Source organism: Flavobacterium sp. KY-23415 (assembly GCF_055384985.1).
Genome location: NZ_AP044001.1, coordinates 2,273,632 through 2,300,412 on the forward strand (window position 1 = coordinate 2,273,632; position 26,781 = coordinate 2,300,412).

The 26,781-nt window shown below is 31.3% G+C and carries 25 protein-coding genes; 9 read left to right on the forward strand and 16 right to left on the reverse strand.

The features are described from left to right. Positions 1-14 precede the first annotated feature (14 nt). From ACZ49Z_RS09790 to ACZ49Z_RS09815, 6 genes are all read left to right on the forward strand, one after another. Positions 15-1,460 (forward strand): cytochrome P450, encoded by a 1,446-nt coding sequence (locus ACZ49Z_RS09790; RefSeq protein WP_464307985.1) that lies wholly within the window; start codon positions 15-17, stop codon positions 1,458-1,460. Between the two features lie 95 nt (positions 1,461-1,555). Then, a complete protein-coding gene (gene fabD / locus ACZ49Z_RS09795; protein WP_464307986.1) occupies positions 1,556-3,820 on the forward strand; it encodes an ACP S-malonyltransferase in 2,265 nt (754 codons plus the stop codon). Next, positions 3,817-4,515: a 4'-phosphopantetheinyl transferase family protein gene (locus tag ACZ49Z_RS09800; RefSeq protein ID WP_464307987.1), complete on the forward strand. Its 699-nt coding sequence runs from the start codon at positions 3,817-3,819 to the stop codon at positions 4,513-4,515. Before fabD (ACZ49Z_RS09795) ends, ACZ49Z_RS09800 begins: the two co-directional genes overlap by 4 nt. A 23-nt stretch (positions 4,516-4,538) precedes the next feature. Next, entirely contained in the window at positions 4,539-5,219 is a 681-nt protein-coding gene (locus ACZ49Z_RS09805) for an MBL fold metallo-hydrolase (RefSeq protein ID WP_464307988.1), read from the forward strand. Between the two features lie 171 nt (positions 5,220-5,390). Then, positions 5,391-5,768, forward strand: coding sequence for a YegP family protein (locus tag ACZ49Z_RS09810; protein ID WP_464307989.1), 378 nt, complete (start codon positions 5,391-5,393; stop codon positions 5,766-5,768). A gap of 116 nt (positions 5,769-5,884) precedes the next feature. Continuing rightward, a complete protein-coding gene (locus ACZ49Z_RS09815) occupies positions 5,885-7,246 on the forward strand; it encodes a transposase family protein (protein ID WP_464304430.1) in 1,362 nt (453 codons plus the stop codon). A gap of 262 nt (positions 7,247-7,508) precedes the next feature. On the opposite strand, the gene ACZ49Z_RS09820 is transcribed toward ACZ49Z_RS09815, so the two are convergent. From ACZ49Z_RS09820 to ACZ49Z_RS09840, 5 genes are all read right to left on the reverse strand, one after another. Continuing rightward, the gene (locus ACZ49Z_RS09820) at positions 7,509-7,712 is read right to left on the reverse strand and encodes a hypothetical protein (protein ID WP_464307990.1); all 204 of its coding nucleotides are present in this window, start codon (positions 7,710-7,712) and stop codon (positions 7,509-7,511) included. 155 nt (positions 7,713-7,867) lie between these two features. Continuing rightward, positions 7,868-10,024, reverse strand: coding sequence for a S46 family peptidase (locus ACZ49Z_RS09825; RefSeq protein ID WP_464307991.1), 2,157 nt, complete (start codon positions 10,022-10,024; stop codon positions 7,868-7,870). 90 nt (positions 10,025-10,114) lie between these two features. Then, complete coding sequence (locus ACZ49Z_RS09830) at positions 10,115-10,564, reverse strand: GNAT family N-acetyltransferase (protein WP_464307992.1); 450 nt, start codon at positions 10,562-10,564, stop codon at positions 10,115-10,117. A 14-nt stretch (positions 10,565-10,578) separates the two neighbouring features. After that, positions 10,579-11,820, reverse strand: a complete 1,242-nt coding sequence (locus ACZ49Z_RS09835; protein ID WP_464307993.1) for a 3-deoxy-D-manno-octulosonic acid transferase — start codon at positions 11,818-11,820, stop codon at positions 10,579-10,581. After that, on the reverse strand, positions 11,753-12,124 hold the full coding sequence (locus ACZ49Z_RS09840; protein WP_464307994.1) for a transposase: 372 nt from the start codon (positions 12,122-12,124) through the stop codon (positions 11,753-11,755). Before ACZ49Z_RS09840 ends, ACZ49Z_RS09835 begins: the two co-directional genes overlap by 68 nt. A 261-nt stretch (positions 12,125-12,385) precedes the next feature. Between ACZ49Z_RS09840 and ACZ49Z_RS09845 the strand changes: the two genes are divergently transcribed. The 3 genes from ACZ49Z_RS09845 to ACZ49Z_RS09855 all read left to right on the forward strand — a co-directional run bounded on the left by ACZ49Z_RS09845 (position 12,386) and on the right by ACZ49Z_RS09855 (position 15,908). After that, the gene (locus tag ACZ49Z_RS09845) at positions 12,386-13,513 is read left to right on the forward strand and encodes a DegT/DnrJ/EryC1/StrS family aminotransferase (RefSeq protein ID WP_464307995.1); all 1,128 of its coding nucleotides are present in this window, start codon (positions 12,386-12,388) and stop codon (positions 13,511-13,513) included. 85 nt (positions 13,514-13,598) lie between these two features. After that, a complete protein-coding gene (gene galE / locus ACZ49Z_RS09850; RefSeq protein WP_464307996.1) occupies positions 13,599-14,627 on the forward strand; it encodes a UDP-glucose 4-epimerase GalE in 1,029 nt (342 codons plus the stop codon). Positions 14,628-14,714: 87 nt separating this feature from the next. Further along, positions 14,715-15,908 (forward strand): glycerophosphodiester phosphodiesterase, encoded by a 1,194-nt coding sequence (locus ACZ49Z_RS09855; protein ID WP_464307997.1) that lies wholly within the window; start codon positions 14,715-14,717, stop codon positions 15,906-15,908. Positions 15,909-16,256: 348 nt separating this feature from the next. Here ACZ49Z_RS09855 and ACZ49Z_RS09860 read toward each other — a convergent pair whose 3' ends face one another. From ACZ49Z_RS09860 to ACZ49Z_RS09910, 11 genes are all read right to left on the reverse strand, one after another. Then, positions 16,257-16,940 (reverse strand): peptidoglycan DD-metalloendopeptidase family protein, encoded by a 684-nt coding sequence (locus tag ACZ49Z_RS09860; RefSeq protein ID WP_464307998.1) that lies wholly within the window; start codon positions 16,938-16,940, stop codon positions 16,257-16,259. A gap of 79 nt (positions 16,941-17,019) precedes the next feature. Beyond that, positions 17,020-17,829 (reverse strand): heat-shock protein Hsp90, encoded by an 810-nt coding sequence (locus ACZ49Z_RS09865; RefSeq protein ID WP_464307999.1) that lies wholly within the window; start codon positions 17,827-17,829, stop codon positions 17,020-17,022. A gap of 313 nt (positions 17,830-18,142) precedes the next feature. Further along, positions 18,143-19,018: an ACP S-malonyltransferase gene (fabD, locus tag ACZ49Z_RS09870; RefSeq protein ID WP_464308000.1), complete on the reverse strand. Its 876-nt coding sequence runs from the start codon at positions 19,016-19,018 to the stop codon at positions 18,143-18,145. 146 nt (positions 19,019-19,164) lie between these two features. Beyond that, entirely contained in the window at positions 19,165-19,695 is a 531-nt protein-coding gene (locus ACZ49Z_RS09875; RefSeq protein ID WP_464308001.1) for an NADPH-dependent FMN reductase, read from the reverse strand. Between the two features lie 29 nt (positions 19,696-19,724). Beyond that, a complete protein-coding gene (locus tag ACZ49Z_RS09880; protein WP_464308002.1) occupies positions 19,725-20,441 on the reverse strand; it encodes a pirin family protein in 717 nt (238 codons plus the stop codon). A 634-nt stretch (positions 20,442-21,075) separates the two neighbouring features. Continuing rightward, complete coding sequence (locus ACZ49Z_RS09885; RefSeq protein ID WP_464308003.1) at positions 21,076-21,651, reverse strand: Crp/Fnr family transcriptional regulator; 576 nt, start codon at positions 21,649-21,651, stop codon at positions 21,076-21,078. Then, on the reverse strand, positions 21,651-21,980 hold the full coding sequence (locus ACZ49Z_RS09890) for a DUF6370 family protein (protein ID WP_464308004.1): 330 nt from the start codon (positions 21,978-21,980) through the stop codon (positions 21,651-21,653). The genes ACZ49Z_RS09885 and ACZ49Z_RS09890 overlap by 1 nt, the downstream gene beginning before the upstream one ends. A 2-nt stretch (positions 21,981-21,982) precedes the next feature. After that, a complete protein-coding gene (gene purT / locus ACZ49Z_RS09895; RefSeq protein WP_464308062.1) occupies positions 21,983-23,188 on the reverse strand; it encodes a formate-dependent phosphoribosylglycinamide formyltransferase in 1,206 nt (401 codons plus the stop codon). Continuing rightward, positions 23,185-24,276, reverse strand: coding sequence for an LBF_2804 family protein (locus ACZ49Z_RS09900; RefSeq protein WP_464308005.1), 1,092 nt, complete (start codon positions 24,274-24,276; stop codon positions 23,185-23,187). Before ACZ49Z_RS09900 ends, purT begins: the two co-directional genes overlap by 4 nt. 79 nt (positions 24,277-24,355) lie before the next feature. Beyond that, positions 24,356-25,540: a pyridoxal phosphate-dependent aminotransferase gene (locus tag ACZ49Z_RS09905; protein ID WP_464308006.1), complete on the reverse strand. Its 1,185-nt coding sequence runs from the start codon at positions 25,538-25,540 to the stop codon at positions 24,356-24,358. Between the two features lie 57 nt (positions 25,541-25,597). After that, positions 25,598-26,695: a fatty acid desaturase family protein gene (locus tag ACZ49Z_RS09910; protein WP_464308007.1), complete on the reverse strand. Its 1,098-nt coding sequence runs from the start codon at positions 26,693-26,695 to the stop codon at positions 25,598-25,600. Positions 26,696-26,781: the final 86 nt, after the last annotated feature.

Sequence of the window (26,781 nt, forward strand, 5' to 3'; positions counted from 1 at the left end):
TAAAAGAAAGAGAAATGAAATTGCAAGAAATAGAAAATGTTCAAGAAAAAATAAGAACATTAGAAGATTTACCAAGCCCAAAAGCTATTCCTCTATTCGGAAATGCTCACAAAACACCGCCTAAAGAGTTTAATAATGTATTAGAAGATTGGAGTAGGGAATTTGGAGAACCCTATTTTTGGAAATTTTTTTCAAGACCAGTAGTAGTTTTTAACGAGGCCGAATCTGTAAAGGAGATTATGCGTAATAGACCAGGAGCTTTTAGGAGGTTCAGTAAAGTAAGAGAGATATTTAATGAAATGGGCATACATGGAATTGTAACAGCGGAAGGAGCAGAATGGCGACTTTTAAGGACTGCTTTAGCTCCAGCATTTAATAATCGCTCTTTAGAATTGTTTTTTCCTGAATTTAGCGACATAACTGAACGATTGATGCGTTATTGGAAAGATAAATGCATAAAGGAAAAAACTTTTGACATAACTGCTGATTTAAAAAGATACTCTGTAGATATTACTAGTATTCATCTCTTTAATGAAGATTTGAATACTATAGAAAAAAAAGACGACACTTTTCATTCTAGTATCGATATTGTTTTTTCTGCGATTTATAGACGTCTTAATACTCCAGTGCCATATTGGAAGCTCATAAAATTTCCTCAAGATTATAAATTAGATATGGCTATGAAAAAGATTGAGGGCGAGATTAATGATTTAATAGCAAAAGCAAGAAAAAAACTTGAAAATATAACTGATTTTTCTCAAGCTAAAGGATTAATGGAAACTATGATTATTGCTAGAGATGAAGAAGGGTCAAAACGAAAATTATCAGATAAAGAAATAACTAATAATTTATTATTGTTAATGTTAGGAGGAGAAGACACTTCTGCAAATGCTCTTACATGGATGTTCTATTATTTGTCCCGTCATCAAGAGATTCAGGAAAAATTACATCAAGAAGCAGTTTCAGTTTTGAAGAATGAAAATTTACCTAGAGATAAAAATCATATTTTGAATGCATTTCCATATCTAAGAGCAGTAATACAAGAAACTTTGGTACTTAAATCTCCTACACCCTTTGTAATACTTGAGGCAAATGAAGACACGATAGTAAATGATATTATGATTCCAGAGAAAACAATTGTGGTTGTAATGAATAGAATATCCGATATGAAACGTTATGAAATAAAACATCATAATGATTTTGATCCAGAAAGATGGTTGGATGTTGTAAATGGAGAATACACTCTCAAACCTAATTCTAACTTAAATCTTGCTTTTGGTTATGGTCCAAGGCTTTGTATTGGGAAATCTTTAGCATTAATTGAAATGGTTTTAATTGCCTCAATGATGGTAAAGAATTTTAAAATACTCCCTCCTAAAGACGAAGATCATGAAATAAAAGAATATTTCGATTTTTTACTTAGACCAAAAGGCTTGGAAATTGAAATAGAACCTCGTTAATAAATTAGAATTATTACTGTTATTTTGAGTATTTAGATTTTGCATGCACTGTATATGTTAATTAACCGATGTTATAATTAATAAAACTTAAATAAATGAAAAAAGCATTTTTATTTCCTGGTCAAGGATCACAACATAAAGGAATGGGAAAGGATCTTTTTGATCTTTTTCCAGAAAAAGTAGCTCTAGCTGATAATATTTTAGGATATTCGATTCAAGATCTATGTATAAATGATCCATTAGAACTTCTACAGGAAACTCAATATACACAACCAGCTATTTATGTGGTTAGTGCTTTAGAATATTTGAATGAAAAAAAAATAGGGAATATTCCAAATTTTGTTGCAGGTCATAGTTTAGGGGAATATACAGCATTGTTTGCAGCTGAGGTATTTGATTTTGAAACAGGTCTAAAATTAGTTCAAGAAAGAGGGAGACTTATGAGTCAAGCTAAAAATGGAGGAATGGCAGCCATTTTAGGACTTCAAAAAAAAGAAATAGAAAAGATTCTTATTGAAAATGGTTTAGAAAATCAGATAACTATAGCTAATTATAATACCCCTTCACAAATAGTTGTTTCAGGAGTAAAAGAAGAAATTATTCGAGCACAATCCCTTTTTGAAGAAATTTCAAGCTGCAGAGCATACATTCTTTTAAATGTAAGTGGTGCTTTTCATTCATTTTTAATGCAAGATGCAGCGAATAGTTTTGAAAAGTATTTGAAACAATTTTCTTTTAAAAAACCAAAAACACAAGTTATAGCAAATACCACAGCAAGAATATATGAAGAAAATATACAAGATTTTTTAAAAGATCAAATAACGAAACCTGTATTATGGAACGATACAATTCAATACATGATAGCAATGGGAGTTACAGACTTTTATGAGTCAGGCCCAGGGAATGTATTGACAGGTTTAGTTGCTAAAATTAAATTAGAAGCTCCTCCTTTAGTTATTGTAGAAGATAAAGAAGAAGCGAATTATACGACCAAACAACTTAGTGAAAACTCAACAAAAGGACAACAGTTAGGAAATGAATCTTTTAAAAAAGATTATAATGTTAAATATGCTTGTATAACTGGTGGCATGGCATATGGAATAGCATCGAAAGAGTTGGTTGTTGCTATGGGGAAATCTGGATTCTTATCCTTTTTTGGAACTGGAGGATTGCCACTTTCAACGGTAGAAAAAACGATTTTATTCTTGAAAAATGAATTAGGAGAAAAATATCCTTATGGTATGAATTTAGTGCACAATCCATTAGAGTACCAAACAATTCAAATGTATCTCGATTATGAAATTCGTGTAATTGAGGTGTCAGCCTATATTCAGGCATCAAAAGCATTAGTATTATTTCGCTTAAAAGGACTAAAAGAAAAGGAGAACGGGGATGTTATTTGTGAAAATAAGATTATTGCAAAAATAAGCAGACCAGAAATAGCAAAACAGTTTTTATTGCCGCCTCCAAAAAATTTAGTAAATCAATTATTAGATGAAGAATTAATAACAAGTCAGCAGGCATACCTTAGCCAGTTTGTTTCACTGGCAGATGATATTTGTGTTGAAGCAGATTCTGGAGGGCATACAGATCAAAGATCTGTCTTTACTGTTTTTCCAGCTATCAAAGAATTAAGAGATGAATTAGAAAGTGAAGTTAGGTATCCAGAATATATAAGGATAGGTTTAGGTGGAGGAATAGGAACTCCTGAATCGGCAGCAGCTGCTTTTATGCTTGGTGCGGATTTTATATTAACGGGATCCATAAATCAATGCACGGTAGAAGCAGGAACAAGTGAGGCAGTAAAAGAATTATTAGCAACAATCAATGTTCAGGATACAGGATATTCTCCAGCAGGAGATATGTTTGAGTTAGGTTCAAAAGTGCAAGTGCTAAAAAAAGGAGTGTTTTTTCCCGCAAGAGCAAATAAACTATATGAACTATATAGAAGGTATAATTCTATAGATGAATTAGATGAAAAAACTAAAAATCTGTTGGAAGAAAAATATTTTAAAAAAAGTTTACAAGAGGTATATGAGGAAGTCAAAATTTATCACACCAAGTATAAACTTGATTTTGAAGTAAAAAGCGAAAAACAAAAGATGGCTTCTATTTTTAAATGGTATTTTTCTAGATCTAGTAAATTAGCATTAGAAGGAGATAAAGAAAATATTGTAGATTTTCAAGTTTGGTGCGGTCCTGCATTAGGAGCTTTTAATCAGTGGGTAAAAGGAACTCGTTTCGAGGACTGGAAACAGCGTTATGTTGCTGAAATAGCTATATTTCTAATGGATGAAACTACTCGGTTATTAGAGGAACGTATAAAACAAATCTCAGAACAATTAAAAAGCGTAGTTTGAAAGAAATAATATTAGTTCCTCTTCCAAATTCTTATGAATGGGATTTGGAAAAGGAAAAACTCATTTTAGAGCACATTTCAGAAGATAAAAAGAATCGTTTATTGCGTTTCCGAGATATGAAAGATAGAATGAGAGGTTTAATAGCAGAAATCATCATTAGGGAAACTATTATGAATGAATTCCTAGCGAAAAATGAAGAACTGATATTTGATATAAATGAATTTGGGAGGCCATTTTTAAAAAGTCTCGATGTAGATTTTCAGTATAACGTATCTCATTCCTCAGAATGGATTGTAGTGGCATTCTCAAATCAGTCTATAGGAGTAGATGTTGAACGAATTCGAAATTTTGATTTGGAAATTGCAGAAAGTTTTTTTGCAACAGAGGAAGTACATTTATTATATAGTGAAGCGGATAAGAATTTAAGTTTTTGTAAACTATGGACATTGAAAGAAAGTTATATAAAATTTTTAGGTAAAGGATTTTACGAGAAATTAGATTCCTTTGCCATTGATTATACAAAAGAACCTCCTTCTTTAATTCGTTCCGAAAATAATGATTCTCCTCGGTTTGATTTTCTAGAAGGATTATCGGGCTATTGCTTGTCTATTTGTTCAGAATCATTGGAGAAACCAAAATACAGTGTATTAAATCATAAAAAACTTATTCATAATTTTTTAAATCGCATAAATTAAATATGTACATTCAAGAGGTTTATATGGCTGAACAAGTAAAAATCATTACAATTAGGGTAACTAATAATTCAGGCATGATTAATTATTGCTATTTAATTGTAGATATAATTACGAAATATTGTTGTTTAGTAGATCCAGCTTGGGATTTAAAAAAAATAAAAGAACTGATAGTACAGAACGATTTAATTCTAAAAGGCGTTTTGCTTACTCATGCACATCATGATCATGTTGATTTGGCATTAGATTTTAGTAATCTGTATAATATTCCTATGTGGATTAGTAAGAACGAGGCATATTATTACAATTTTTATCATGATAATTTGCAAACTTTTAAAGACAACCAAAAAATTTATTTAGGAAGTTTATTAGTTGAAACTTGGATTACACCAGGACATACAAAAGGGAGTAGTTGTTTTTATATTAATGGACATTTATTAACTGGTGATACATTATTTATTGAAGGATGTGGAGAATGTAAGTCTGATGGGTCAAATGTAAATGAATTATATGAAAGTCTAAATAGAATTTTACAATCTTGTTCAGATCATACTTTGATTTATCCAGGTCACTCATTTGGTAAAAAACCGGGTGTTACTTTTAAATATGTAAAAGAAAATAACATTTATCTTCAGTTTAAAGATGCTATAAGTTTTTCCAAGTTTAGAATGAGAAAACAGCAGGTTGGTTTATTTAATTTCAAATAAATGTGATTTTTTTCTTTTGTTTAAGACTAAAATATTTTTTTGAAATTATATAATTAGCTTTCAAGCTCATGTGAGAAAATCTTGCAACTATTAATAACTTCTTGCGTTTTTTTATTGAAATGTGTTCATAATACTCTTATTTTGCAATACTGCAATTAATGAATATTGAACATGGCTACATTTGTGATAAGTAAAAGATTAAACGGTCTTTATAAGTATGAATTGACATCTAGAAAAGGAAAAACTATTTTTACAAGCAATAGTTTTGAACTCCGATTTGAATGTGAAGAAGAGATAGAGCGATTGAAAGAGAATCTAGAAAATTTAGTTTATATGCGATTTCGTTCTGGAAACGGGAAATTCTTTTTTAGAATTATTTTTGAAGATAGGCAAGTGGCGATAAGTAGGAAGTATTCTACTCAGCTAATGTTGCAAAAAGGGATTAATGAAATTGAAAAATATGGGGCAAGCGCAGAGATTTTAGATTTTTCTAAAGGAGACGATATTTTTGCGGATGTTTTTGAAGGGGAAGAAGGAGGAGTTAATTAGGCACATTCACAATTAAATAAATACTTGCTTATCAGTTATTTAATTTGTATTTTAGAAGAAATAAACCCCGAGAATGCTCAAAAAGAGTCAAAAACGGGGTTTTCTTTTAAATATGTATGTCAAAAATAATACGAATAAGTGAATTTCAGCACAAATTGCCTTTAAATATTATCAATGAAGATTTTAATGTTTTTTATGAGCAATTTCTAAAGTCTGATTTAGGTAAAATTCATCTAGCTACACCTTTTTCAGAACTTTCTCAAAGTTTTAAATTGAAAGCGTGCAAAAAAGGTCCAGATTGCATTTTTAGTACTAAAGGTAAGATTGCCTTGATGATGCTAAAAAACTATTATGGTTGTTCTGATGCTAAACTAATCGAGTTGTTAAACGGAAATGTTTACATGCAATACTTTTGTGATATTGTATTACCTCTAGATTCCCCGCTTACAAATTTTAAAATAGTTAGCCAAATAAGAATGGAATTAGCCAAAAAATTAGATGTTCGAAAAGTTCAAGAAACATTAGCTAAAAGCTGGCTACCTTATATGAATGATTTAGACAAAGTCTTGATAGATGCCACTTGTTATGAGAGTGAGTTGCGTTTTCCTACCAATGAGAAACTACTTTGGGAATGTATTGTGTGGAATTACAATCAAATGAAATCATTATGTGGAATTTTAAAAATAAAACTTCCAAGAACCAAATATATTGATTGGTGTAAACGCTACAATGAGTATTCTAGAAAAAGAAAAAAAACAGCAAAGCAACGAACAAAAATGACTCGTGGTCTTCTGAAATTATTATATAAACTTAATGGAGAATTGAGTAAAATTGAAAATCAATATTCCTTTGAGCCAACCACAAAATACAGCAAACAACGCAGAATAATCCGTCTTATTTACCAACAACAATCAAAAATTTTTGCAACAGGAAAAAGCGTTCCCGATAGAATTGTTAGCATAAATAAAAGTTATATTCGCCCAATTGTGCGTGGTAAAGAAGTAAAACAAGTAGAATTTGGAGCAAAAGTAAATAAAATTCAAATTGATGGAATCAATTTTATAGAACATATAGAATACCGTGCCTTTAACGAAGGAACTCGATTTCAAAACAGTATATTTTGCGCACAAAATCTAACTAAAACTAAAGTAAGAATTACTGGAGCTGATGCTATTTATGCCACAAATAAAAACAGAACTTTTTCGTCCACAAATAACATACAAACAGACTTTGTTAGAAAAGGAAAAGCTGGAAAACACGAAGAGCATAGAAAGAAGCTAGCCTCAGAAATTAAAAAAGAAAGAGCTACTCGATTAGAAGGTAGTTTTGGCAAAGAAAAAGAGCACTATAATTTACGAAAGATAAAAGCTAGAACCAAGAAAAGTGAAATGCTTTGGATTTTTTTCGGAATACATACAGCTAATGCTAAAGAAATAGGAAGAAGAATTTACAAAAATCAAACACAACTAGCAGCGTAAAGTATTCAAAAAAATACTTTATAGGAAAAGTGCGTCTTGTTGAGAAATATCAAATTTAAAAATCATAAAAACATATAATTTTTACTACAAAATAAAAAACCTCAATTATATTAATATGAATTGAGGTTTTTATTTAAAGTATTTTTCAAAAAATCTTGTTACTTCTGAATTTGCCTAATTAGTTTTTTTCTGAAATTATAAAGTATAAAAAAAGCTCCAACTTAGTTGGAGCTCAATTTTTTGAGTTTGCGTTAGCTAGAAATTATTTCTTAACTTCTTCAACAACTTCTTCAGTTTTTGCAGCAGCAGAATCAACTACTTCTGTAGCAACTTCTTCAACTACTTCTGGAGTAGCCTCAACAGCCTCAACTGCAGTTTCTTCAACAACTTCTGGAGTAGCTTCAGTTTCTTTACAAGAAACGAACATCATTGCAACTAATGCAAAACTTAAAACAACTTTTTTCATCTTACTAAATTATAAAAAGGTTAATTATTAATTCGAAGCAAAGATATAAAAAAAACGATTCGACAAAACTTTTTTTTACTTTTTTTTTGTTTTTTTTTCGCCTTGCTTTTCTGTTAGTAATCAGCAAATTGCGTGCCAAATTATCGACTGATTATCTATTTTCTTTTTTTAGTTTTCTTGTTGCCATTCTTAGGGTGAACCAATTTCATTTCTTTAATAAGATTTTGTGCATTGGCATACTTATCTACAATGAATAAAACATAACGAATGTCAACCATGATGTTTCTGCAAATTTCAGGATCATAATGAATATCGCTCATGGTTCCTTCCCAAACTCTATCGAAATTTAAACCAATTAAATTTCCATTTGCATCAATGGCCGGACTTCCAGAATTTCCACCTGTAGTGTGATTTGTCCCTATAAAACATACTGGCATTTTTCCATTATCTGCATATTGTCCATAATTTTTTGTCTTGTATAACTCAATTAATTTTGCAGGAACATCAAATTCATAATCATTAGGAATATATTTTTCCATGATTCCTTCTAAATGAGTTACGGGTTCATAGTAAACAGCATCTGTAGGGCTATAACCTTTCACTTTACCATAGGTAACTCTTAAAGTACTGTTAGCGTCTGGAAAAAAGCGTGCATCAGGAAATAATTCTAATTGTGCTTTCATATAGTCTCTTTGCAATGCTGCAATTTGAAGGTTTAATTCTTCGTATCTTGGAGAAATTTTAGAAAAGTAATTGTCAGATAAAATTTTAACTAATTCATAGCCGTTGTCTTTATTTAAATTTTTGATGACCGTTTTTGCATCTCCATTCAAAAGATCTTTTAAGCCATTATAAGAAGTTAGTTTCGATTTTTTATAAATATCACTGGTTAACTTACTGTAGCTTTCTTTTTTTAAGATTTCTGGAGCAAAAGGAGATTTATTTCCATAAAGCGCAATTAATTGTTCAAAAACTTTTTCATCAACTTCTGCATTAAAGTTCTTGTAAGACTCTTCAAAATCTTTAATAAGGCTGTTTTTTCTGTCATCAAAAGACTGTTCTCCTTTAGAAAGCGATTGTTCTAATTGATAGAGTTTAAAACCAAAACTTAAAAGTTCAGTGTTTCTAAGAACAACTTCAAAAAAATAATCTCTTGCTAAGGCATATTCTGCAATTTCATCATAATTGTTTTTAAATCCTTTTAAAAGACTGTCATAAGGAGCAGTTCTTCCTTGGCTAATAACTTTGTTTTGGAATTCTTTTTCAAAGTTTTGTTTAATTTGAATGGCATTCGATTTTTCCAAACCTTGTTTTTCTCCAATCCATTTTTTCCAATAATTTGCAATTCGAGCATATTTAGAGGCATATTGAATTTTTATTGCCTTGTCTTTTCTCATGAAACCGTCTTGCACTTTTAATGCAGCGTCTCTAATTTCAATTTTAGCAGGGTTTAAAGTGTTTACTATTTGCGCTACAGCAAATGATGGTAAATATTCCTGAGTTCTTCCTGGAAATCCAAAAACAAGTGTAAAATCATCCTCACTAATTCCATCTAGAGAGATAGGTAAAAAGTGTTTTGGAGTATATGGAACATTGTCTTTAGAATATTCTGCGGGCTTATTGTCTTTATTTGCATAAATTCTAAAAAGAGAAAAATCACCAGTATGTCTTGGCCAAATCCAGTTGTCTGTATCAGACCCGAATTTTCCAATAGAACTTGGGGGTGTTCCAACAAGTCTTATGTCTTTGAATGTTTCGGTAACAAAAAGTATGAACTGATTGCCTTCATAAAAAACTTTTATTCTGTTTTCTTGCCAGTTCTCTTTAGGAAAGTTTTTTTGAACCAAATTGATGTTCTCCTGAATTTTTTTTTGTTTTTCTATTTCAGAAGTCAATTCTTGTGTGCCTTCTAGTACTTTGTCAGTAACATCGTTAATGCTAATAATTAAAGAGGCAATCATTCCTGGGTTTGGTAATTCCTCATTTAAGTCTTTCGCCCAAAAACCATCTTGAAGATAATCATTTTCAACAGTCGAATGACTTTGAATGGCATCATAACCGCAATGATGATTAGTAAGCATCAAACCTTTTTGGGATATTATTTCGGAAGTACAACCTCCATCAAAATGAACAATTGCATCTTTCAAGCTCGATTTATTTACGTTGTAAATATCTTCAGCTTTCATTTTCATGCCTAAGGCTTTCATTTCGCTTTCATTCATTCCTTTTAATAAGGAAGGAATCCACATTCCTCCTTGTTGGGCGAAAATAGGGGAAATGAAGAGTAATAATAGTAATCTTAAAAATTTCATAGTAATAAAAGTTTATTAGGCGTGCAATTTACATTTTTTTTTAATTCTGTAAAGTTTCTAAGGTGAGTCAAATATATAGTTTAACTTATTTTAACAAGGAATATGGTGTTTTAATATTTTTCTATTATGAGTTTCAAAACCATTAGAAAGATATAATTTTTGAGCGTTCTCATTATGATTTTCTACTTCAAGATAAATTATTTTATAGTTATAAATAGTAGCTTGTTCTTTAATAAATTGAATTGCTTTTTTACCAATTCCTTTTCCTCGTTGCGAAGCATTAATATACAATTCATCTAAAAAAACAATTTTTCCTTTATATTCGAAGCTAAATACAAAAGTTAAAATTAAATATCCAACAACTTCATTATCATTATATATTAACCATGCTTTACCAAGATTCTCATTGGTAATAAATTCTTGAAATAATCTTTTAGAAGTTGCAACATCAATAGGGTAATTGTCAATAGCATAGAAATCTTTCATCATCGCTGTAATGATGTCAATTTGATGTGTTTGTAAAGCAGAAAAAGTAATCAATTTAATAGTAGATTTTATGAAATGTGTTTTAAAATAATGTTGGTAGCACCTTTATTCATTTGAACGAATGTACTACAAATGTGACCTTTTTCATAGCGTTCATCTTCGTTTTGGAGTAATAAATCAAAAGCATTCTTTAATTCCGTATAATTCGAAATCGAAATGCATCCGTCCATGTTTACTAAGGCAATTGCTTCTGCAAAATGAGAATAATTTGGTCCAATAACAATGGGTAAACCAAAAGTAGCAGGTTCTAAAATGTTATGCACACCAGGATTCCCAAAACCACCACCAACATAGGCAATGTCTCCATAGGAGTAAATTTTGGTAAGAATTCCAATGGTATTAATAATAAAAACAGAATAATCAGATAAGTTTTTATTCTCTTTTTCTGTATATAAAACCGTTGGCTTTATTATTTGAGATGTAAGCATTGCAATTTGTTCCTCTTTAATATTATGAGGTGCAATAATGAACTTTGTGTCATTGGTAGATTGATTAATAAAATCGATCAATATTTTTTCATCTTTAGGCCAAGAGCTACCAATAACAATAGTTTTCATTTTTCTCATTCCAACTGTGACGAAGGAATCTATAAAATCTAAGGAATTGTCTCTTTCTAAAATAGCAACCACTCTATCAAAACGAGTATCACCAGATATCTTCACATTAGAAAAACCAATAGATTGAATTAATTTTTTCGATTTCTCATTCTGTACAAAAAAGTAATCGAAAGTTTTCAATGCATTTCTATAAAAACCACCATACCATTTAAAGAAGGCTTGTTTTTCTCTAAAAATTCCAGAAATTAAATAGGTTTTAATACCTTGTTTTTTTAATTCATTCAAATAATTTGGCCAAAATTCATATTTGATAAAAAAAACCATTTCTGGACGAGCTTGCTCAATGAATTTTTGAGCGTTAGATTTGGTGTCTAAAGGTAAATAAAGTGTTACGTCTGCCACAGTATTGTTTTTTCTAACCTCATAACCAGAAGGAGAGAAGAAAGTAACGATTATTTTATGGCTGGGGTAGTGCGATTTTATGTTTTCTATAACGGGTAATCCTTGCTCATATTCACCTAATGAAGCAGCATGAAACCAAATGGTTTTGTCTGTAGGGTTTATTTTTTCTTTTAAAGTTGAAAATACATTTTTTCGTCCTTCTACAAAAAGTTTTATTTTAGGACTAAATAGAACTATTAGTTTTAAGAGTTGAGAAGCAATAAGTATTGTTATGTTGTATAAAAAAAGCATTTATTTTGGTGTTATTGTTATTGTTTAGATTTGACAAGTTTTCAAAAGTTGTCAAATCTGTTTTGACTATTTTATTTGTCAAATCACTTAAATTTTTGATTTGAATCATGAAATGAAAATGATTTCCTATTAGATTATAGGTATAAACGTTGATATAATCTGACAGATATTTATCAAATTGACGAATGGAGAAAGCATAATTTTCAGCAGATTTAAACATTGGTTTTTTATCTATCGTTCTATTATAAATATGATAGATACGTTCCTCTTCAAACTGAGTAAAATAATGTTCTTTTTTTGCCATTTATTTTTAGATATACTTTTTGTTTTTCTAGAGTTGTCAACTTTTTAAAAGTTGTCAACTCTTCATAAGTTTTTAAATCCAAAACAATTTTCAAAATTAAGTATTTTATTTTATAAATAGCTATTGCTTTTTCTTCCTATTGCAATTAAAATACATATAGATCTATGAGATATAAGGTAAGAAGATGAAAATCAAAAAAGCAGAAACGATTTATCTCTAATCGTAATTAATTGTTACTTTTGTTTTACCAAATTTATTTCAATGAAAAAATTACAAATGGTTGACCTTAAAAGTCAATATGAAAAAATAAAAGAAGAAGTTAATGCTTCAATTCAAGAAGTATTAGATACAAATACCTACATTAACGGACCCTTAGTTCATCAATTTCAAGCAGATTTAGAAAAATATTTAGGGGTAAAACATGTAATCCCATGTGCAAATGGAACAGATGCTTTGCAAATTGCAATGATGGGATTGGATTTGAAACCTGGTGATGAAGTAATTACTGCCGATTTTACTTTTGCAGCTACAGTAGAAGTGATTGCTTTATTGCAATTAACTCCAGTTTTAGTAGATGTGGAAGAAGATAATATGAATATTTCTCTTGAAGCTATTAAAAAAGCAATAACGCCTAGAACAAAAGCCATAGTTCCAGTTCATTTATTCGGTCGTGCAGCTAACATGGATGCAATCATGGAAATTGCTAACGAGCATAACCTGTATGTAATTGAAGATAATGCTCAAGCCATTGGAGCAAATTATACTTCTAAAGAGGGCAAAAAATCAAAAGTAGGAACCATTGGCCATGTTGGAGCTACCTCATTTTTCCCTTCTAAAAATTTAGGATGTTATGGAGATGGTGGAGCAATTTTTACTAATGACGATGCTTTAGCACATACTTTAAGAGGAATTGTGAATCACGGAATGTATGAAAGATACCATCATGATGTGGTGGGCGTAAATTCTCGTTTAGACAGTATTCAAGCAGGGGTTTTGAAAGCGAAATTACCTCATTTAGATGCTTATAATGTGGCAAGAAGAACCGCTGCAAAGAAATATAATGAGCTACTTTCGGTTAACGAAAATATAATTGTACCTCAGTTTGATTGGAATGGAGACGACCATGTGTTCCATCAATATGTAATGCGAATTACTAATGGAAAAAGAGATGGTTTGTTAGCACATTTACAAAGTAAAGAAATTCCTTGTGCAATTTATTATCCAATTCCATTGCATAGCCAAAAAGCCTATGCCGATGTAAGGTACAAAGAAGAGGATTTTCCAATAACCAATCAGTTATGTAAAGAAGTAATAGCTTTACCAATGCATACAGAGTTAGATGATGATCAAATTAAATTTATAACAGATACAATATTAGAATTTGTTTAATCGAGAGAGCAGAAGAAACAGAGCAGAGTAGCATTAAAGTGCTATAATCTATTCTCTTTGTTTTGTTTTCTATTTCTATAAAAAAATGAAAATAGTAGTAACAGGAGGTTTAGGTTTTATAGGTTCACACACAGTTGTTGAATTACAAAATGAAGGTTTTGAAGTAGTGGCGATTGACAACTTGTCAAATTCATCAGAAAATGTTTTAGAGGGAATATTTAATATTACAGGTAAAAAGGTAGTTTTCGAAAAAATAGATTTGCGTGATAAATCTGCAGTTCAAAACTTCTTTAAAAAACATAATGATGTTCAAGGAGTAATTCATTTTGCTGCCTCTAAGGCGGTTGGTGAAAGTGTAGAAAATCCGCTACTGTATTATGAAAACAATATCAATGCATTGGTATATATTCTTCAAGAATTGAAAGAATTGCCAAATGCTAATTTCATTTTTAGTTCTTCGTGCACTGTTTATGGGCAAGCTGAAAAAATGCCTATTACAGAGAATGCTTCTGTGCAAATAGCCATGTCTCCTTATGGTAACACAAAACAAATTGGAGAAGAAATTATTACTGATGTTGCTAAAGTCACGAACTTAAATGCTATTTTATTACGTTATTTTAACCCAATTGGAGCACATCCTTCGGCAGAAATTGGAGAATTGCCATTAGGAATTCCTCAAAATCTAATTCCATATATAACACAAACTGCCATTGGTCTTAGAGAACAATTGTCTGTTTATGGAGATGACTATCCCACTCCAGATGGTACAGCCATTCGCGATTATATTCATGTGGTAGATTTAGCCAAAGCCCATGTTGTCGCATTAAAACGTTTGTTAGATAAGAAAAATGTGGAAAGAGTGGAAACATTCAATCTCGGAACAGGAACAGGAAGTTCTGTTTTAGAGGTGATCACTACTTTTGAGAAAGTATCAAATCAAAAATTAAACTATAAAATTGTAGGTAGAAGAGAAGGCGATATCACAGAAGCATATGCCAACACAGATAAAGCAAATAACATTCTAGGATGGAAAGCCCAATCAAGTTTAGAAGAGAGTTTGGCAAGTGCATGGAAATGGGAGCAGAAAATTAGAAGTCTGCAAAACACGAATTAAGTATTTCATAACTTATATTTAACGCTTGATTAATGAGAAAATAGAAAAAAATAGAGTGTTTTGTGCTACAAACAAATACACTTTAAAATGATTCTAAGAAATTCAATTTTTTCAATGATTGCTTTGCTCACATTCGCTTGTAATGGAGACGATGCAATAGGTGACCAAAACGTTCCTGTATCAAAATATCCTACACTTTCAGGAAAAGCCCCATTAATTGTAGCGCATAGAGGTGCTTCTGGCTATTTGCCAGAACACACTATTGCTTCTTATACTAAGGCAATAGAATTAGGTGCCGATTATATCGAACCCGATTTGGTGATGACATCAGATGGGGTTTTGGTCGTTCGTCATGAACCAATGCTTTCTGGGACTACAAATGTTGCAGAAATGCCTATTTTTGCTTCTAAAAAAACTACAAAAAATATTGATGGAGCAATGGTTGAAGATTGGTTTGTTTCCGATTTTACTTTAGCAGAGATTAAACAGTTGAAAGCTAAACAAGCATTTTCTGAAAGATCGCAAGAATTTAACAACCTGTATGAGGTTCCTACTTTTCAAGAAGTTATTGCATTAGCCAAACAAAAATCGGCTCAGTTAGGAAGAACAATAGGCATATATCCAGAAACAAAACACCCCGCTTTTCATGAAGCATTAAACTTAAAAATTTCAGATAAATTATTAGAAGACTTAACGCTAGCAGGTTGGAATAATGAATCTTCACCAGTATATGTACAGTCTTTCGAAGTAACCAATTTACAATATATTCGATCAAAATCGACGGTAAAAATTATACAATTGCTAAGTTGTTATGATGTGGCTTTAAATGGTGATTTAATATTTGATGTACCTAATGGAGAAGCAATATCAAACGGACAACCTTATGATTGGTTTCTTCAGGGAGATACAAGAAATTATAGTTTCTTTACTACTGATGCAGGTTTAGACTTTGTGAAAACCTATGCTAATGGAATAGGACCATGGAAGCCTTTTATCATTTCTTATAAAGGAACAGATGCAAATAACGATGGAATTGCAGACGACTTAAATGCAGACGGAAAAATAAACGATGCCGACAAGGAAGCAATTGAAGCAAGTGACCTAATTACCAAAGCACACGCAAGAGGTTTACAAGTGCATGCCTATACTTTTAGAAATGAAAGTAGAAGATTATTGAGTAATTATCATAATAATCCAATTTTAGAATATCAAGCTTTTTATAATTTAGGTCTAGATGGTTTGTTTACAGATTTTACAGATACTGCTGTTATGGCAAAATAGATTGTGAAATAAAAAAACACACAATTGAGATTGAGTATTTTATTCAATCTCAGTTGTGTTTTATACATAGATCAATGTCACGTTAATCCAAATTAGGCATTAGATTTTGTTAAGAGAGAAATAGTTGCTAAGTACAGGAGTTTTGCTCCATAAATTATAGTTATATTGAGGAAGTAAACGGGTACTGGAGTAAATATAAAGTAGCTGTTTTACATAATAGAACACCAATGCTTAGTTTAGGTTAAGCATATTTTAATAGCAACCCAATAGGCAAATTCAGAAGTAAGGAGGCTGTAAGTCTTTATTTTATTGATAAATGTCCCAATATAAAAAAAAAATAATTATTGCTTAAGAAGTAATCTTCAACAACAAATTGGCATCTGGGCAATTTACTTTAAAGAACTCCAAATCATTCAAGCTACAAACACCAGGGTAATCTCCTTTTTTGCCTTGCATGTCTTGTATAATTTGAAAATGTAAATGAGGAGCATAATCACCATTAATTGGTGGTGCACCCAATTGGGCAATAACTTCTCCTTTTGTAACTATCTGACCTTCTTTTTTGTCTTTTAAACTATCAATACTCAAATGACCGTATAAAGTATAGAAAGTGATGTTTTCTATCGCGTGTTCTAAAATGATCACAGGGCCATAATCGCCTAAAGCAGTGTTGTTTTGAAAGCTATGTATTCTCCCGTCTAAAGCGGCTAATACACTTGTTCCTGCTTTTATCCAAAGATCCAATCCAATGTGAATATTTCTTTCGTCGGTAGCATCGTTTTTAAAAACAGTACTTCTTCTGTAAAGATTTCTAGTTTCTAAATAACCTCCAAAAGCTACTTTTGCATCATTTTTTGAAAGATAATCTTCAATGAAATTTTCAAAAATTACTGCATCTGTCACATCTAGCGCTATTAAATCAGTGTTTTTTGCAGATAAATCCAAAGCAACATAATCTTTATAAGCAATAGAAGCATCAATTACTTTTACATTTTTTTGTGCTAGAAGTATTTTTTCGAAAGCTGTATACATCTTTTAATTTTTATTCGAATATAGCTAAAAAAAACTCCTAAATAATTATAGGAGTTTTAATATTTTGGTTTAATGTGTATTATTTTAATGGAACCAAAGTAGCATTTTCTGGTTTTTCAAAAAGCGCTTCATTCTTTTTAGAGAATTCAATATTAGTAACTTTTGCTGTGCCTATTTCGTCTCCAAAACCAGTTTCAAGAGTCCACATATGGTAGGTCCATTCTGTAGCAAAAGGAATTCCATTTGTTTCTAAGAAAGTAGTATATTTTACAGCATGCGGTTCTTTTTCAGCAGCTTCTTTTCCTTTTCCAAAACTAACAATATAAGCAGCACCTACTAAATAGTTCTGAGCATCTTTGTAGATGTAGTACCAATCATCTGGGGCATCACCAATATTAGCTTCAAAAGTTAACTTTCCTGTTGCGACATTTTCTCCGTAAAAAGGTAGATCTTGAAAGTCAGACCAAATGGTACCGTTGTCATTTAATTTATAAGGCAAAGTAAAAAAATAAGACCAAGTAAAGATATCAAATCGCATTTTGCTTAGGTTACTGTTAGGATTGTTGGTGTAAACCTCATTACCATCGTAAATAACAATTTCTCCTTCAGTTGTTTCCATTTTAATTTTTGTACCATCTACTGTTTGGGAAAATTTTGCATTGAGATAATTCTTACCATTGAACTTTACGGCAATTGTATAGTTAATAATTTCCTTAGATAAGAAGTCATCTTTTTTATGGGCAGTTTCTATCTCTTTTGTAAAAGGTTCTGGTACTTTTTTCGTAATCTCGGATTGTTGAGGTGTAATTTCTTCTTTTTTTATTTTTTCTTTACAAGAGGTTAATAATAAGGTTGTAATGAATGTGATGAATAAAAAGATTTTTTTCATGTGTTTAGGATTTTATTTTTATAATGATAAAGGTATAAAATCCAAAATTGGCTGCTTTTCAAATAATAAATTTTAGCTTTTTATTAACTTGACAATAATTCTGTTTTTGGAATTCAATAGATAAGATAAAAAACTTTTGAAATCAAGGAGTATTTAATAAAAGTTAAATTATTTGGTAAGTAAGTATTTAACAATTTTACTTTTGCCTTTAAGAAATATCAGAAAAATAGTTTTTATAATCCAATAAAAAAGACTGTCTAAAAAAATAAGATTAATTCTTTTTGCTTTTCAGACAGTCTGAAACTTTTTTAGCCTACGCAGAAATCGTTTCTACATCTTTGTTTATTTTATTCACCAAGCCAACTAAAACTTTTCCTGGTCCAACTTCAGTGAATGAGGTTGCTCCATCAGCGATCATTTGGTTTACAGATTGTGTCCATTTTACAGGAGCTGTTAGTTGAATAATCAGGTTTTTCTTGATTTCTTCAGCATCAGAGACAGCATTTGCAGTCACATTTTGATACACTGGACAAATTGGAGTAGAAAATGTTGTTGCTTCAATAGCAGCAGCTAGTTCTTCTCTTGCTGGTTCCATCATTGGAGAGTGAAACGCACCACCAACAGGTAATATTAACGCTCTTTTTGCTCCAGCTTCTTTCATTTTTTCACAAGCTAATTCTACCGCTTTGTATTCTCCAGAAATCACTAACTGGCCAGGACAATTATAATTTGCTGCTACTACAACACCATCAATTGAATCACAAATCTCTTCAACAATTTTATCGCCAAGATTTAATACTGCTGCCATTGTTGAAGGAGTAATTTCACAAGCTTTTTGCATGGCTAATGCTCGTTGGGAAACTAATTTTAATCCGTCTTCGAAAGACAAAGCTCCATTGGCAACCAAAGCAGAAAACTCTCCTAATGAATGGCCTGCAACCATTTCTGGTTTAAAATTGTCACCTAAAGTTTTGGCTAAAATAACCGAATGTAAAAAAACAGCTGGTTGGGTAACTTTTGTTTCTTTTAATTGCTCAGCAGTGCCTTCAAACATAATGTCAGTAATTCTAAAACCTAGAATTTCATTTGCTTTTTCGAATAATGCTGCGGCTTCTTTTGACGTTTCATATAAATCTTTTCCCATTCCTGAGAATTGCGCTCCTTGACCCGGAAATACGTATGCTTTCATCTTTTTGATTCTTATTTTTAAGTATTTTTTTCAGAAATACTAAAAGGTTTTGTGACGCAAAAATAATGATTTTTTTAGGAGCATAATAATTAAGATGATTTAGGCTCGGCTTTTTTAGTAATAAACGGCATGTTTGCTATGTTTTTCTACAATGTAATAGTGTTGATTATTTCTTGGAATTGATTGTTTAGTGTTTCATTAATAATTCCCTTTTTGCTATTAAAATTATCATTAAAATTAGGTAATGAAAAACTGCCTTTAATCAATGCTCCTTGGTAAGGTAATCTGTTTTTTGCTATTTCAAGAACCGAGCTTCCACCTCTAGCACCAGGAGAGGTTGCTAAAAGAAGCGTTGGTTTTTCTTGAAAATTTTTAGCATTAATTCGAGATGTCCAGTCAAAAATGTTTTTAAAAGCAGTGGTGTATGCCCCATTATGTTCTGCAAAAGAAACAATTATTAAATCGGCTGTTCCTAATTTGTTATAGAAATCATGTGCCAATTGCGGAATTCCATTTTCACCTTCTTTATCAATAGAATAAATAGGCATTTCATAATCGTTCAAATCTAGAATTTCAATTGCTGCATCTTTAAATGTATGGGCAGTATAGGTAGCGAATTGTTTGTTAATCGAGTTTTTACTGTTAGACGCTCCGAAAGCGATAATTTTTTTAGTCATTTTGTTATTTATTTTCACTAATTATTAATTTATTGTTCCATTGGAATTTCCATTATTAAAAATGTAGCATCAGTATTCGCTTTTATTTCAATTTCTGGAGTTTCCCAAATACCAATAGCGTCTCTCTTTTCTAAAGTTTCACCGTTTACAACGATTTCACCTTCAATATTCATAATATAAAAACCATTTCCTTCTTTCTTTAACGATAGCTTTTTAGAGAAATTTGCATCAAAGTTACTCATATAAAACCAAGCATCTTGATGAATCCAAACACCTTCGTCGTCTTCATTCGGAGATAATACTTGAGCAAAATTATTTTTTTGTAACGATTTTTCTAAAGTAATCTGTTGATAGCGAGGTGTTACATTTTTCTTGTTTGGAAACAACCAAATTTGAAACAATTTAGTTTGCAAGTCTGCATTAGGATTAAATTCGCTATGCTTAATGCCACTTCCCGCACTCATTACCTGCACATCACCTGTTTTAATAGTAGCAGCATTTCCCATACTGTCTTTGTGAGCTAAATCACCCTCTAGAGGAATGGTGATAATCTCCATATTGTCATGAGGATGTGTTCCAAAACCCATCCCTGGAGCAATGGTGTCGTCATTTAAAACACGCAGAACACCAAATTGAATTCTTTCTGGATTATACCAGTTGGCAAAGCTAAAACTATGATAAGCATTTAGCCAACCATGATTTGCATTGCCTCTTGTATTGGCTTTATGTATAACTGTATTTGTCATAATTTTTAATATAATAATTTTATACAACAAATGTACAACCAAGCACAGAATGGAGGTCTTAACCTAGATTAAGAAATTATTTTTTAAATCAATATACTTTTTCTATAAACAAACGTGTTTTTTTGTAATAGATGATACTGTGGCACACCCACTGTCGTTTGAGTGTTTTCATTTAAGATTAAAACCTAAATCGTTCTATATTATAGTCTTTTTGATACTAATTATAACCTTAGAGATATTATTTAATGCCTTTTTGCTTAAAATTATAACCACAGCGCTAGTAATTATAAGCTTTGATGTATTAATTATACTCTTTTTACTTAAAATTATAGTCACAAAGGTATTAAATCCTAATTTCTACAAATAGCTCAAAAGTTCATTACACTATTTTACGGATTCTTACAAAGCGTATAAAAAACATCTTTAGTGTATAGAATATTTATGTTTCTACTATTACTACTTCGTCTTTACTCCGTATTAAATCCATACAAACCCCATATATAAGCCGTAGTTGTGGTACCCCTTAAGATGTGCATAAAAAAGAAATAGTAGTAAAAGAATTTCGAATACTCAGTAAAATCAAAGAAAGAGTAGTCGAGTTTTTTTCTTTTAGAAAACGAAAGGCAAGAGCTGTTTACTTTTTAAGTAAACGCGCTTTCATTTTGCTAAAAAATTCAGGAGTAACACCAATATAGGAAGCAATTTGTTTTTGGGGTACTTTCTGTAGTAGCGTAGGGTATTTAGAACAGAACTTTTCAAAACGCTCTTCTGCGGTTAGACTTAAATTATCCATTAAACGTTCTTGATGGGCTACTAATGAGTTTTCGGTAAGTATTCTGAAAAAACGTTCCAATTTGGGTATTTCAGAATATAATTCATCTTGGTGTTCTTTAGAAAGCAAAACAATTTCTGCATCTTCTAAAACTTCGATGAATAAATTACCTGGTTTTCGAGAGAGTAAACTATATAAATCTCCAATCCACCAACCTTCGCAGGCAAAATGCAAAACATGCTCCACAATATTATCATTGATATTGAAACTTCTAACAATTCCAGAATTCACAAAATAAGAAAATTCACAAATTGCTCCTGCATTATGTAGTAGTGTTTTTGCTTTATGATGTTGAACTTCTGTTTTAGATAGAAACAAAGCCTTTTCCTCATTAGTTAATGCAACAACTTTAGCGATATTGTCTAAAATGAGAGCCATTATTTTTTCTTTTTGGGTCTCACTTTAAAATAAGTAGCAACAAACTTGCCATTTTTTACCGAACCAATAACATCGGCTTGTCGAATAGCTTGACAAAAACCATCATGAGCATGTGCATCACCATGATCGTCTATAGAACTACCTTCCACAAAATACGTTTTGCCATCTATTCTAACAGCTAAGTCGCAACCACTTTTTTCTTTCATTCCAAACTGACATTGACCACAAGACGCTTCAACGGTTTGTTTTTTTTGTTTTGAAGGTTCTTTTTCCTGAGTATTTCCAATTGTTATAAAAAAAAGAAAAAGAAAGTTTAAAATATATTTCATAATTATGATTTTACTTGTGTTAATTTAGCAGCTTCTTTAGCTCTTTCTGTAATTTCTTCAATTGGAGTTTCTAAAGAATCATTGGTTAAAATAACCCCCATTCTTCTATAAGGTCTTGAAGTAGGTTTTCCAAACAATCTAAAATCTGTTTTTGGTAAACCAGCTATGTTTTCAATACCACTAAAAGTAGGGTTAGCTGAATTTTCAGTGGCTAACAAAACAGCACTTGCTCCATTCTTTTCTTGCGTAATTTCTGCAATGGGTAAGCTTAAAATGGCACGTAAATGCAATTCAAATTCATTGAAGTTTTGAGTGTTTGCCAAGGTAACCATACCTGTATCATGTGGTCTTGGTGATAATTCTGAAAAATAAACACCTTCGTCAGTTAGAAAGAATTCAACACCAAAAAGTCCAGCTCCACCTAAGGCTTCTGTTACTTTTTCAGCCATATCTTGTGCTTCAAATAGAGCGGCATCAGAAATCCGAGCAGGTTGCCAACTTTCTTGGTAATCTCCACGTTCTTGTCGGTGACCAATAGGAGCACAGAATAAGGTTGGTAAGTCATTGTTTTGCGTTACCGTTAATAAGGTAATTTCCGAATGAAAATTAACAAATGCTTCTACAATAACTTCCACCACATCGCCACGAGAACCTTCTACAGCATAATTCCAAGCCTTGCTAATATCTTCATCTGTTTTTATAGTAGATTGTCCTTTTCCAGAAGAACTCATTAAAGGCTTAACAACACAAGGCATTCCAACTTCTGCAACGGCTTTTTGTAACTCATCCGCTGAGGTTGCATAGCGATAATTGGCAGTTCTTAATCCTAATTCCTTAGCCGCTAAGTCACGAATGGCTTTTCGATTCATTGTAAAATTAGCAGCTTTAGCAGAAGGAACAACAGTAATACCTTGCTTTTCATAGTCATAAAAACGTTCGGTACGAATGGCTTCAATTTCAGGTACTATAAAATCAGGTTTGTGTTTTGCTACAACTCTGTCTAATTCATCTCCATTTAGCATATTAATTATTTCAAACCCATGTGCTACCTGCATGGCTGGTGCATTTTCATAACTGTCAACTGCAATCACAGTTTGTCCGATTCGTTGTGCTGCAATGACAAATTCTTTTCCTAGTTCACCAGAGCCAAGTAATATTATTTTTTTATTCATTGTTTTAAAATTATTTTCAGCGGTAAAGCTATTTATTTTAGTTGAATGATGGTTGTTTCTTTACCATGAATGAAATTAGAACAAGCTAATTGTATGGCTTCAAAACTGTGTTGAAATATTTGCTTTTGTTGTAATAGTTGTATTCTCTTTTTTTCTTTGTTCGAAATATGTCCGTCTAAAATGAGCCCTAAAATAAAAATATCAGAGCAAATTTTAGCTGTTTCTTTTTTGCTAGATTGTAGCGATTCATAAAAGGAATCGTTAAAATAATGTTTGTCTTTTATTGGTATTTTAAAGAAAGCAATAACCTGTTCTGTTAATAGAGAATGATTGGAATGAAAATCTCTTTTACTCATCACAATGAGTTGCAATGTATGATAGATTAATTCTTTTTCTTCTTGGTTTAGTTCTAGATTGGGTAAATTAGAAATGTACTTTCTTATGAGTTGATGCCCGAAAATTGCTGCTTTAGCATTTTTATAAATAATATGTGTAGCATACATGTTCAGTAACATATATACTGGAGCTCCAATAAAATCCATTACATATTTTACTGCATATCTTCCAGCAAATCGTTTAATAAGGTATTTCAATATTTTATTAGCAAGAAAACCTTTAAGTTTAATAAGTAAGTTAATTGTAAATAAAACCCACTTATTTGTTCCTTGAAAAGGATCTAAACCATATTGAGTAATTTTTTTATCGACATTCCCAGTAGCAATTTGTGTGAGTTTATTTATATGTGTTTCTTTATTTGTTGAAGAAATAAAACCAGAATAAACCGCTATATTGTGAGTCATTCTTAAATGAATTAGCGATAAGAGATAAATTTCTAGAACGGTTAAGACTAAGCAAAGTAAAATATCATATATTGGTAAAGAAACAAACTGTTCAAAAATGGAGATAGTAAAAGTTTCTGTGAAAATTGGGAAATAGTAGATCGGGAAATAATAAAAACAAACGCCAAGGATTCCTAAAACTCCCGCTTGAATTAGTGATTTTCTATATTCTTTTTTTATTAATTTTAATTCGGAACTGTTTAACGTGTGTATGGATTCATCAATAAAAGTATTATTGATTTTTAAATGTAGTTTTTTTAGAAAATTCTTGTACAAAAAATCCATCAATAAAGAACTTTTTATGAGAGAGTTTGTTTTAAAAAATAGTGCCCCAAGTTTCCTAGGGGCATTATTGATATAGTAATTAAGTTAATGCTTCTTTTATTCTTTTCAAAGCTTCGATTAATAATGCTTCACTTGTTGCATAAGAAAAACGTATGCAGTTAGGATTACCAAAAGCGTCACCTGTTACTGTTGCAACATTAGCTTCAGATAGTAGATACATTGAAAAATCTGTTGCATTTTCAATTTTTGTACCTTTTAGAGTTTTTCCAAAGAAGTAAGATACATCTGGGAAAACATAAAAAGCACCCTCAGGAACATTAATTTTCATGCCTGGAATATCTTGAATTAAACCGACTACTAAGTCTCTTCTTTTGTGAAATGCTTCTACCATGTGGTTTAAGACCTTTGGGTCAGCCTCCACAGCAGCAATAGTAGCTCTTTGCGCGATACTGTTGGCACCACTCGTTACTTGCCCTTGAATCTTAGTACAAGCTTTAGCAATAAATTCTGGAGCACCAATATATCCAATTCTCCATCCTGTCATAGCAAAAGCTTTTGCTACTCCATTAACAGTAATGGTTTTGTCTAGCATTCCAGGAATAGACCCAATGCTGCAAAATGTTCCTGAAAAATTAATATGTTCATAAATTTCATCAGAAACAACATAGATGTTAGGGTATTTGTCTAAAACCTTGCATAAAGCAGTAAGTTCTTCTTTGCTATAAACAGATCCACTAGGGTTACAAGGAGAACTAAACCACATCATTTTTGTTTTTGGTGTGATTGCTTTTTCAAGTTGTTCAGGTGTAATTTTAAAATCGCTTTCTACAGATGTCGGTACTTCTACTGGAACACCACCAGATAATTTAATAATTTCAAAATAGCTAACCCAATATGGTGCTGGAAGGATTACTTCATCTCCATCATTTAGCATTACTTGCGCAATGTTATATAAAGATTGTTTTGCACCAGTAGAAACAACAATTTGACTAGGCTTATAGTCTAGCTCATTGTCTCTTTTAAATTTTTTACAAATGGCTTCTTTAAGTTCAGCGTATCCATCTACAGGAGAGTAAGTACTGTAATTTTCATCGATAGCTTTTTTAGCAGCGTCTTTTATAAAATCGGGTGTGTTAAAATCAGGTTCACCTAAGCTTAAACTGATAATGTCTTTCCCTTGAGCTTTTAACTCTCTTGCTAATGCAGCCATAGCAAGTGTTTGCGAAGTAGATAAATTATTAATTCTATCTGATAACGAATTCATTGTGTTGTTGATTATTTATAGTTTATAGAAAAGACGCAATTTCTTGCGTCTCAAAATTTATGCTATTTGTGGTTCTTTGCCTAAATCTTTTAGATGCTTGAAGTGTGCAATAACTGCACTTCTCATTGTTTTGTATTCATGATAAGGAAGATTGCATTCTTTTGCAGTTTGCTTTACAATCTCAGCAATTTTACCATAGTGAATGTGACTAATGTTGGGAAATATATGGTGCTCTATTTGATGGTTTAAACCACCTGTGTACCAGTTTACAATCCAATTTTTAGGTGCGAAATTTGTAGTTGTAAATAATTGGTGAATAGCCCAAGTGTTTTCAATTTCTCCAGTTTCTTCAGCAGGAAGAGGGTTTGTGGTTTCTTCCACAACATGTGCTAACTGAAATACAACACTTAAAATTAATCCCGCAGTATAGTGCATTACAAAAAAACCAACCAAAACTTTCCACCAAACAACTCCAACTATCATAGGGATTACTAGCCAAACAGAAAAATAGATTACTTTGGTAATTACTAAAGTTGTCCATAATATCTTCGAACTTTTTACTTCTCCATAAGACAATTTTCTTTTTAGATACCCACTCATTTGTTTGAAATCGGTAGTTAAAGCCCAATTGAATGTTAAAAGTCCATATAGAAATATAGAATAGTAGTGTTGGAATTTATGAAATTTATGCCATTTTGCTTCCTTAGTAAATCGTATAATTCTTCCTGCATCCAAATCTTCATCGTGACCAGGTATATTGGTATAAGTGTGGTGAAGCACATTATGTTGTACTTGCCAATTATATACATTCCCTGCAAGAATATAGATACTTCCTCCCATGAATTTGTTAACCCAGTTTTTAGTCGAATAAGAACCATGATTGCCATCATGCATAACGTTCATACCAACGCCAGCCATTCCAATACCAATAACTATACTTAATATGAAATATAGCCAAAAAGGCATTTCTAATGAAATTAAGAAAAAATATGGAGCAAGGAAAAGACTGAACATTATAACAGTTTTTAAGTGTAATTTCCAGTTTCCTGTTTTTTTTATATTATTTGTTTTAAAGTATTCATTAACACGTTTGTTCAATGTTCTGAAAAACTTTGTGTCATCTTTTTTTGAGAAAATAGGGGTTTTTGTGTTCATTTCTTAAGTCTAAGCTTGTTTGAGACCAAAGATAATAATTATCTTAATGAGTGTGTGTATTTTAATCTATTTGTTTGTTAAAAAAT

What these genes read in the sequence shown, in the direction of transcription:
- ACZ49Z_RS09790 (WP_464307985.1), top strand. Translation starts at nt 15, where the DNA reads ATGAAATTGCAAGAAATAGAAAATGTTCAAGAAAAAATAAGAACATTA.
- fabD (WP_464307986.1), top strand. Translation starts at nt 1,556, where the DNA reads ATGAAAAAAGCATTTTTATTTCCTGGTCAAGGATCACAACATAAAGGA.
- ACZ49Z_RS09805 (WP_464307988.1), top strand. Translation starts at nt 4,539, where the DNA reads ATGGCTGAACAAGTAAAAATCATTACAATTAGGGTAACTAATAATTCA.
- ACZ49Z_RS09810 (WP_464307989.1), top strand. Translation starts at nt 5,391, where the DNA reads ATGGCTACATTTGTGATAAGTAAAAGATTAAACGGTCTTTATAAGTAT.
- ACZ49Z_RS09815 (WP_464304430.1), top strand. Translation starts at nt 5,885, where the DNA reads ATGTCAAAAATAATACGAATAAGTGAATTTCAGCACAAATTGCCTTTA.
- ACZ49Z_RS09820 (WP_464307990.1), bottom strand. Translation starts at nt 7,712, where the DNA reads ATGAAAAAAGTTGTTTTAAGTTTTGCATTAGTTGCAATGATGTTCGTT.
- ACZ49Z_RS09825 (WP_464307991.1), bottom strand. Translation starts at nt 10,024, where the DNA reads ATGAAATTTTTAAGATTACTATTATTACTCTTCATTTCCCCTATTTTC.
- ACZ49Z_RS09835 (WP_464307993.1), bottom strand. Translation starts at nt 11,820, where the DNA reads ATGCTTTTTTTATACAACATAACAATACTTATTGCTTCTCAACTCTTA.
- ACZ49Z_RS09840 (WP_464307994.1), bottom strand. Translation starts at nt 12,124, where the DNA reads ATGGCAAAAAAAGAACATTATTTTACTCAGTTTGAAGAGGAACGTATC.
- ACZ49Z_RS09845 (WP_464307995.1), top strand. Translation starts at nt 12,386, where the DNA reads ATGAAAAAATTACAAATGGTTGACCTTAAAAGTCAATATGAAAAAATA.
- galE (WP_464307996.1), top strand. Translation starts at nt 13,599, where the DNA reads ATGAAAATAGTAGTAACAGGAGGTTTAGGTTTTATAGGTTCACACACA.
- ACZ49Z_RS09855 (WP_464307997.1), top strand. Translation starts at nt 14,715, where the DNA reads ATGATTCTAAGAAATTCAATTTTTTCAATGATTGCTTTGCTCACATTC.
- ACZ49Z_RS09860 (WP_464307998.1), bottom strand. Translation starts at nt 16,940, where the DNA reads ATGTATACAGCTTTCGAAAAAATACTTCTAGCACAAAAAAATGTAAAA.
- ACZ49Z_RS09865 (WP_464307999.1), bottom strand. Translation starts at nt 17,829, where the DNA reads ATGAAAAAAATCTTTTTATTCATCACATTCATTACAACCTTATTATTA.
- fabD (WP_464308000.1), bottom strand. Translation starts at nt 19,018, where the DNA reads ATGAAAGCATACGTATTTCCGGGTCAAGGAGCGCAATTCTCAGGAATG.
- ACZ49Z_RS09875 (WP_464308001.1), bottom strand. Translation starts at nt 19,695, where the DNA reads ATGACTAAAAAAATTATCGCTTTCGGAGCGTCTAACAGTAAAAACTCG.
- ACZ49Z_RS09880 (WP_464308002.1), bottom strand. Translation starts at nt 20,441, where the DNA reads ATGACAAATACAGTTATACATAAAGCCAATACAAGAGGCAATGCAAAT.
- ACZ49Z_RS09885 (WP_464308003.1), bottom strand. Translation starts at nt 21,651, where the DNA reads ATGGCTCTCATTTTAGACAATATCGCTAAAGTTGTTGCATTAACTAAT.
- ACZ49Z_RS09890 (WP_464308004.1), bottom strand. Translation starts at nt 21,980, where the DNA reads ATGAAATATATTTTAAACTTTCTTTTTCTTTTTTTTATAACAATTGGA.
- ACZ49Z_RS09900 (WP_464308005.1), bottom strand. Translation starts at nt 24,276, where the DNA reads ATGGATTTTTTGTACAAGAATTTTCTAAAAAAACTACATTTAAAAATC.
- ACZ49Z_RS09905 (WP_464308006.1), bottom strand. Translation starts at nt 25,540, where the DNA reads ATGAATTCGTTATCAGATAGAATTAATAATTTATCTACTTCGCAAACA.
- ACZ49Z_RS09910 (WP_464308007.1), bottom strand. Translation starts at nt 26,695, where the DNA reads ATGAACACAAAAACCCCTATTTTCTCAAAAAAAGATGACACAAAGTTT.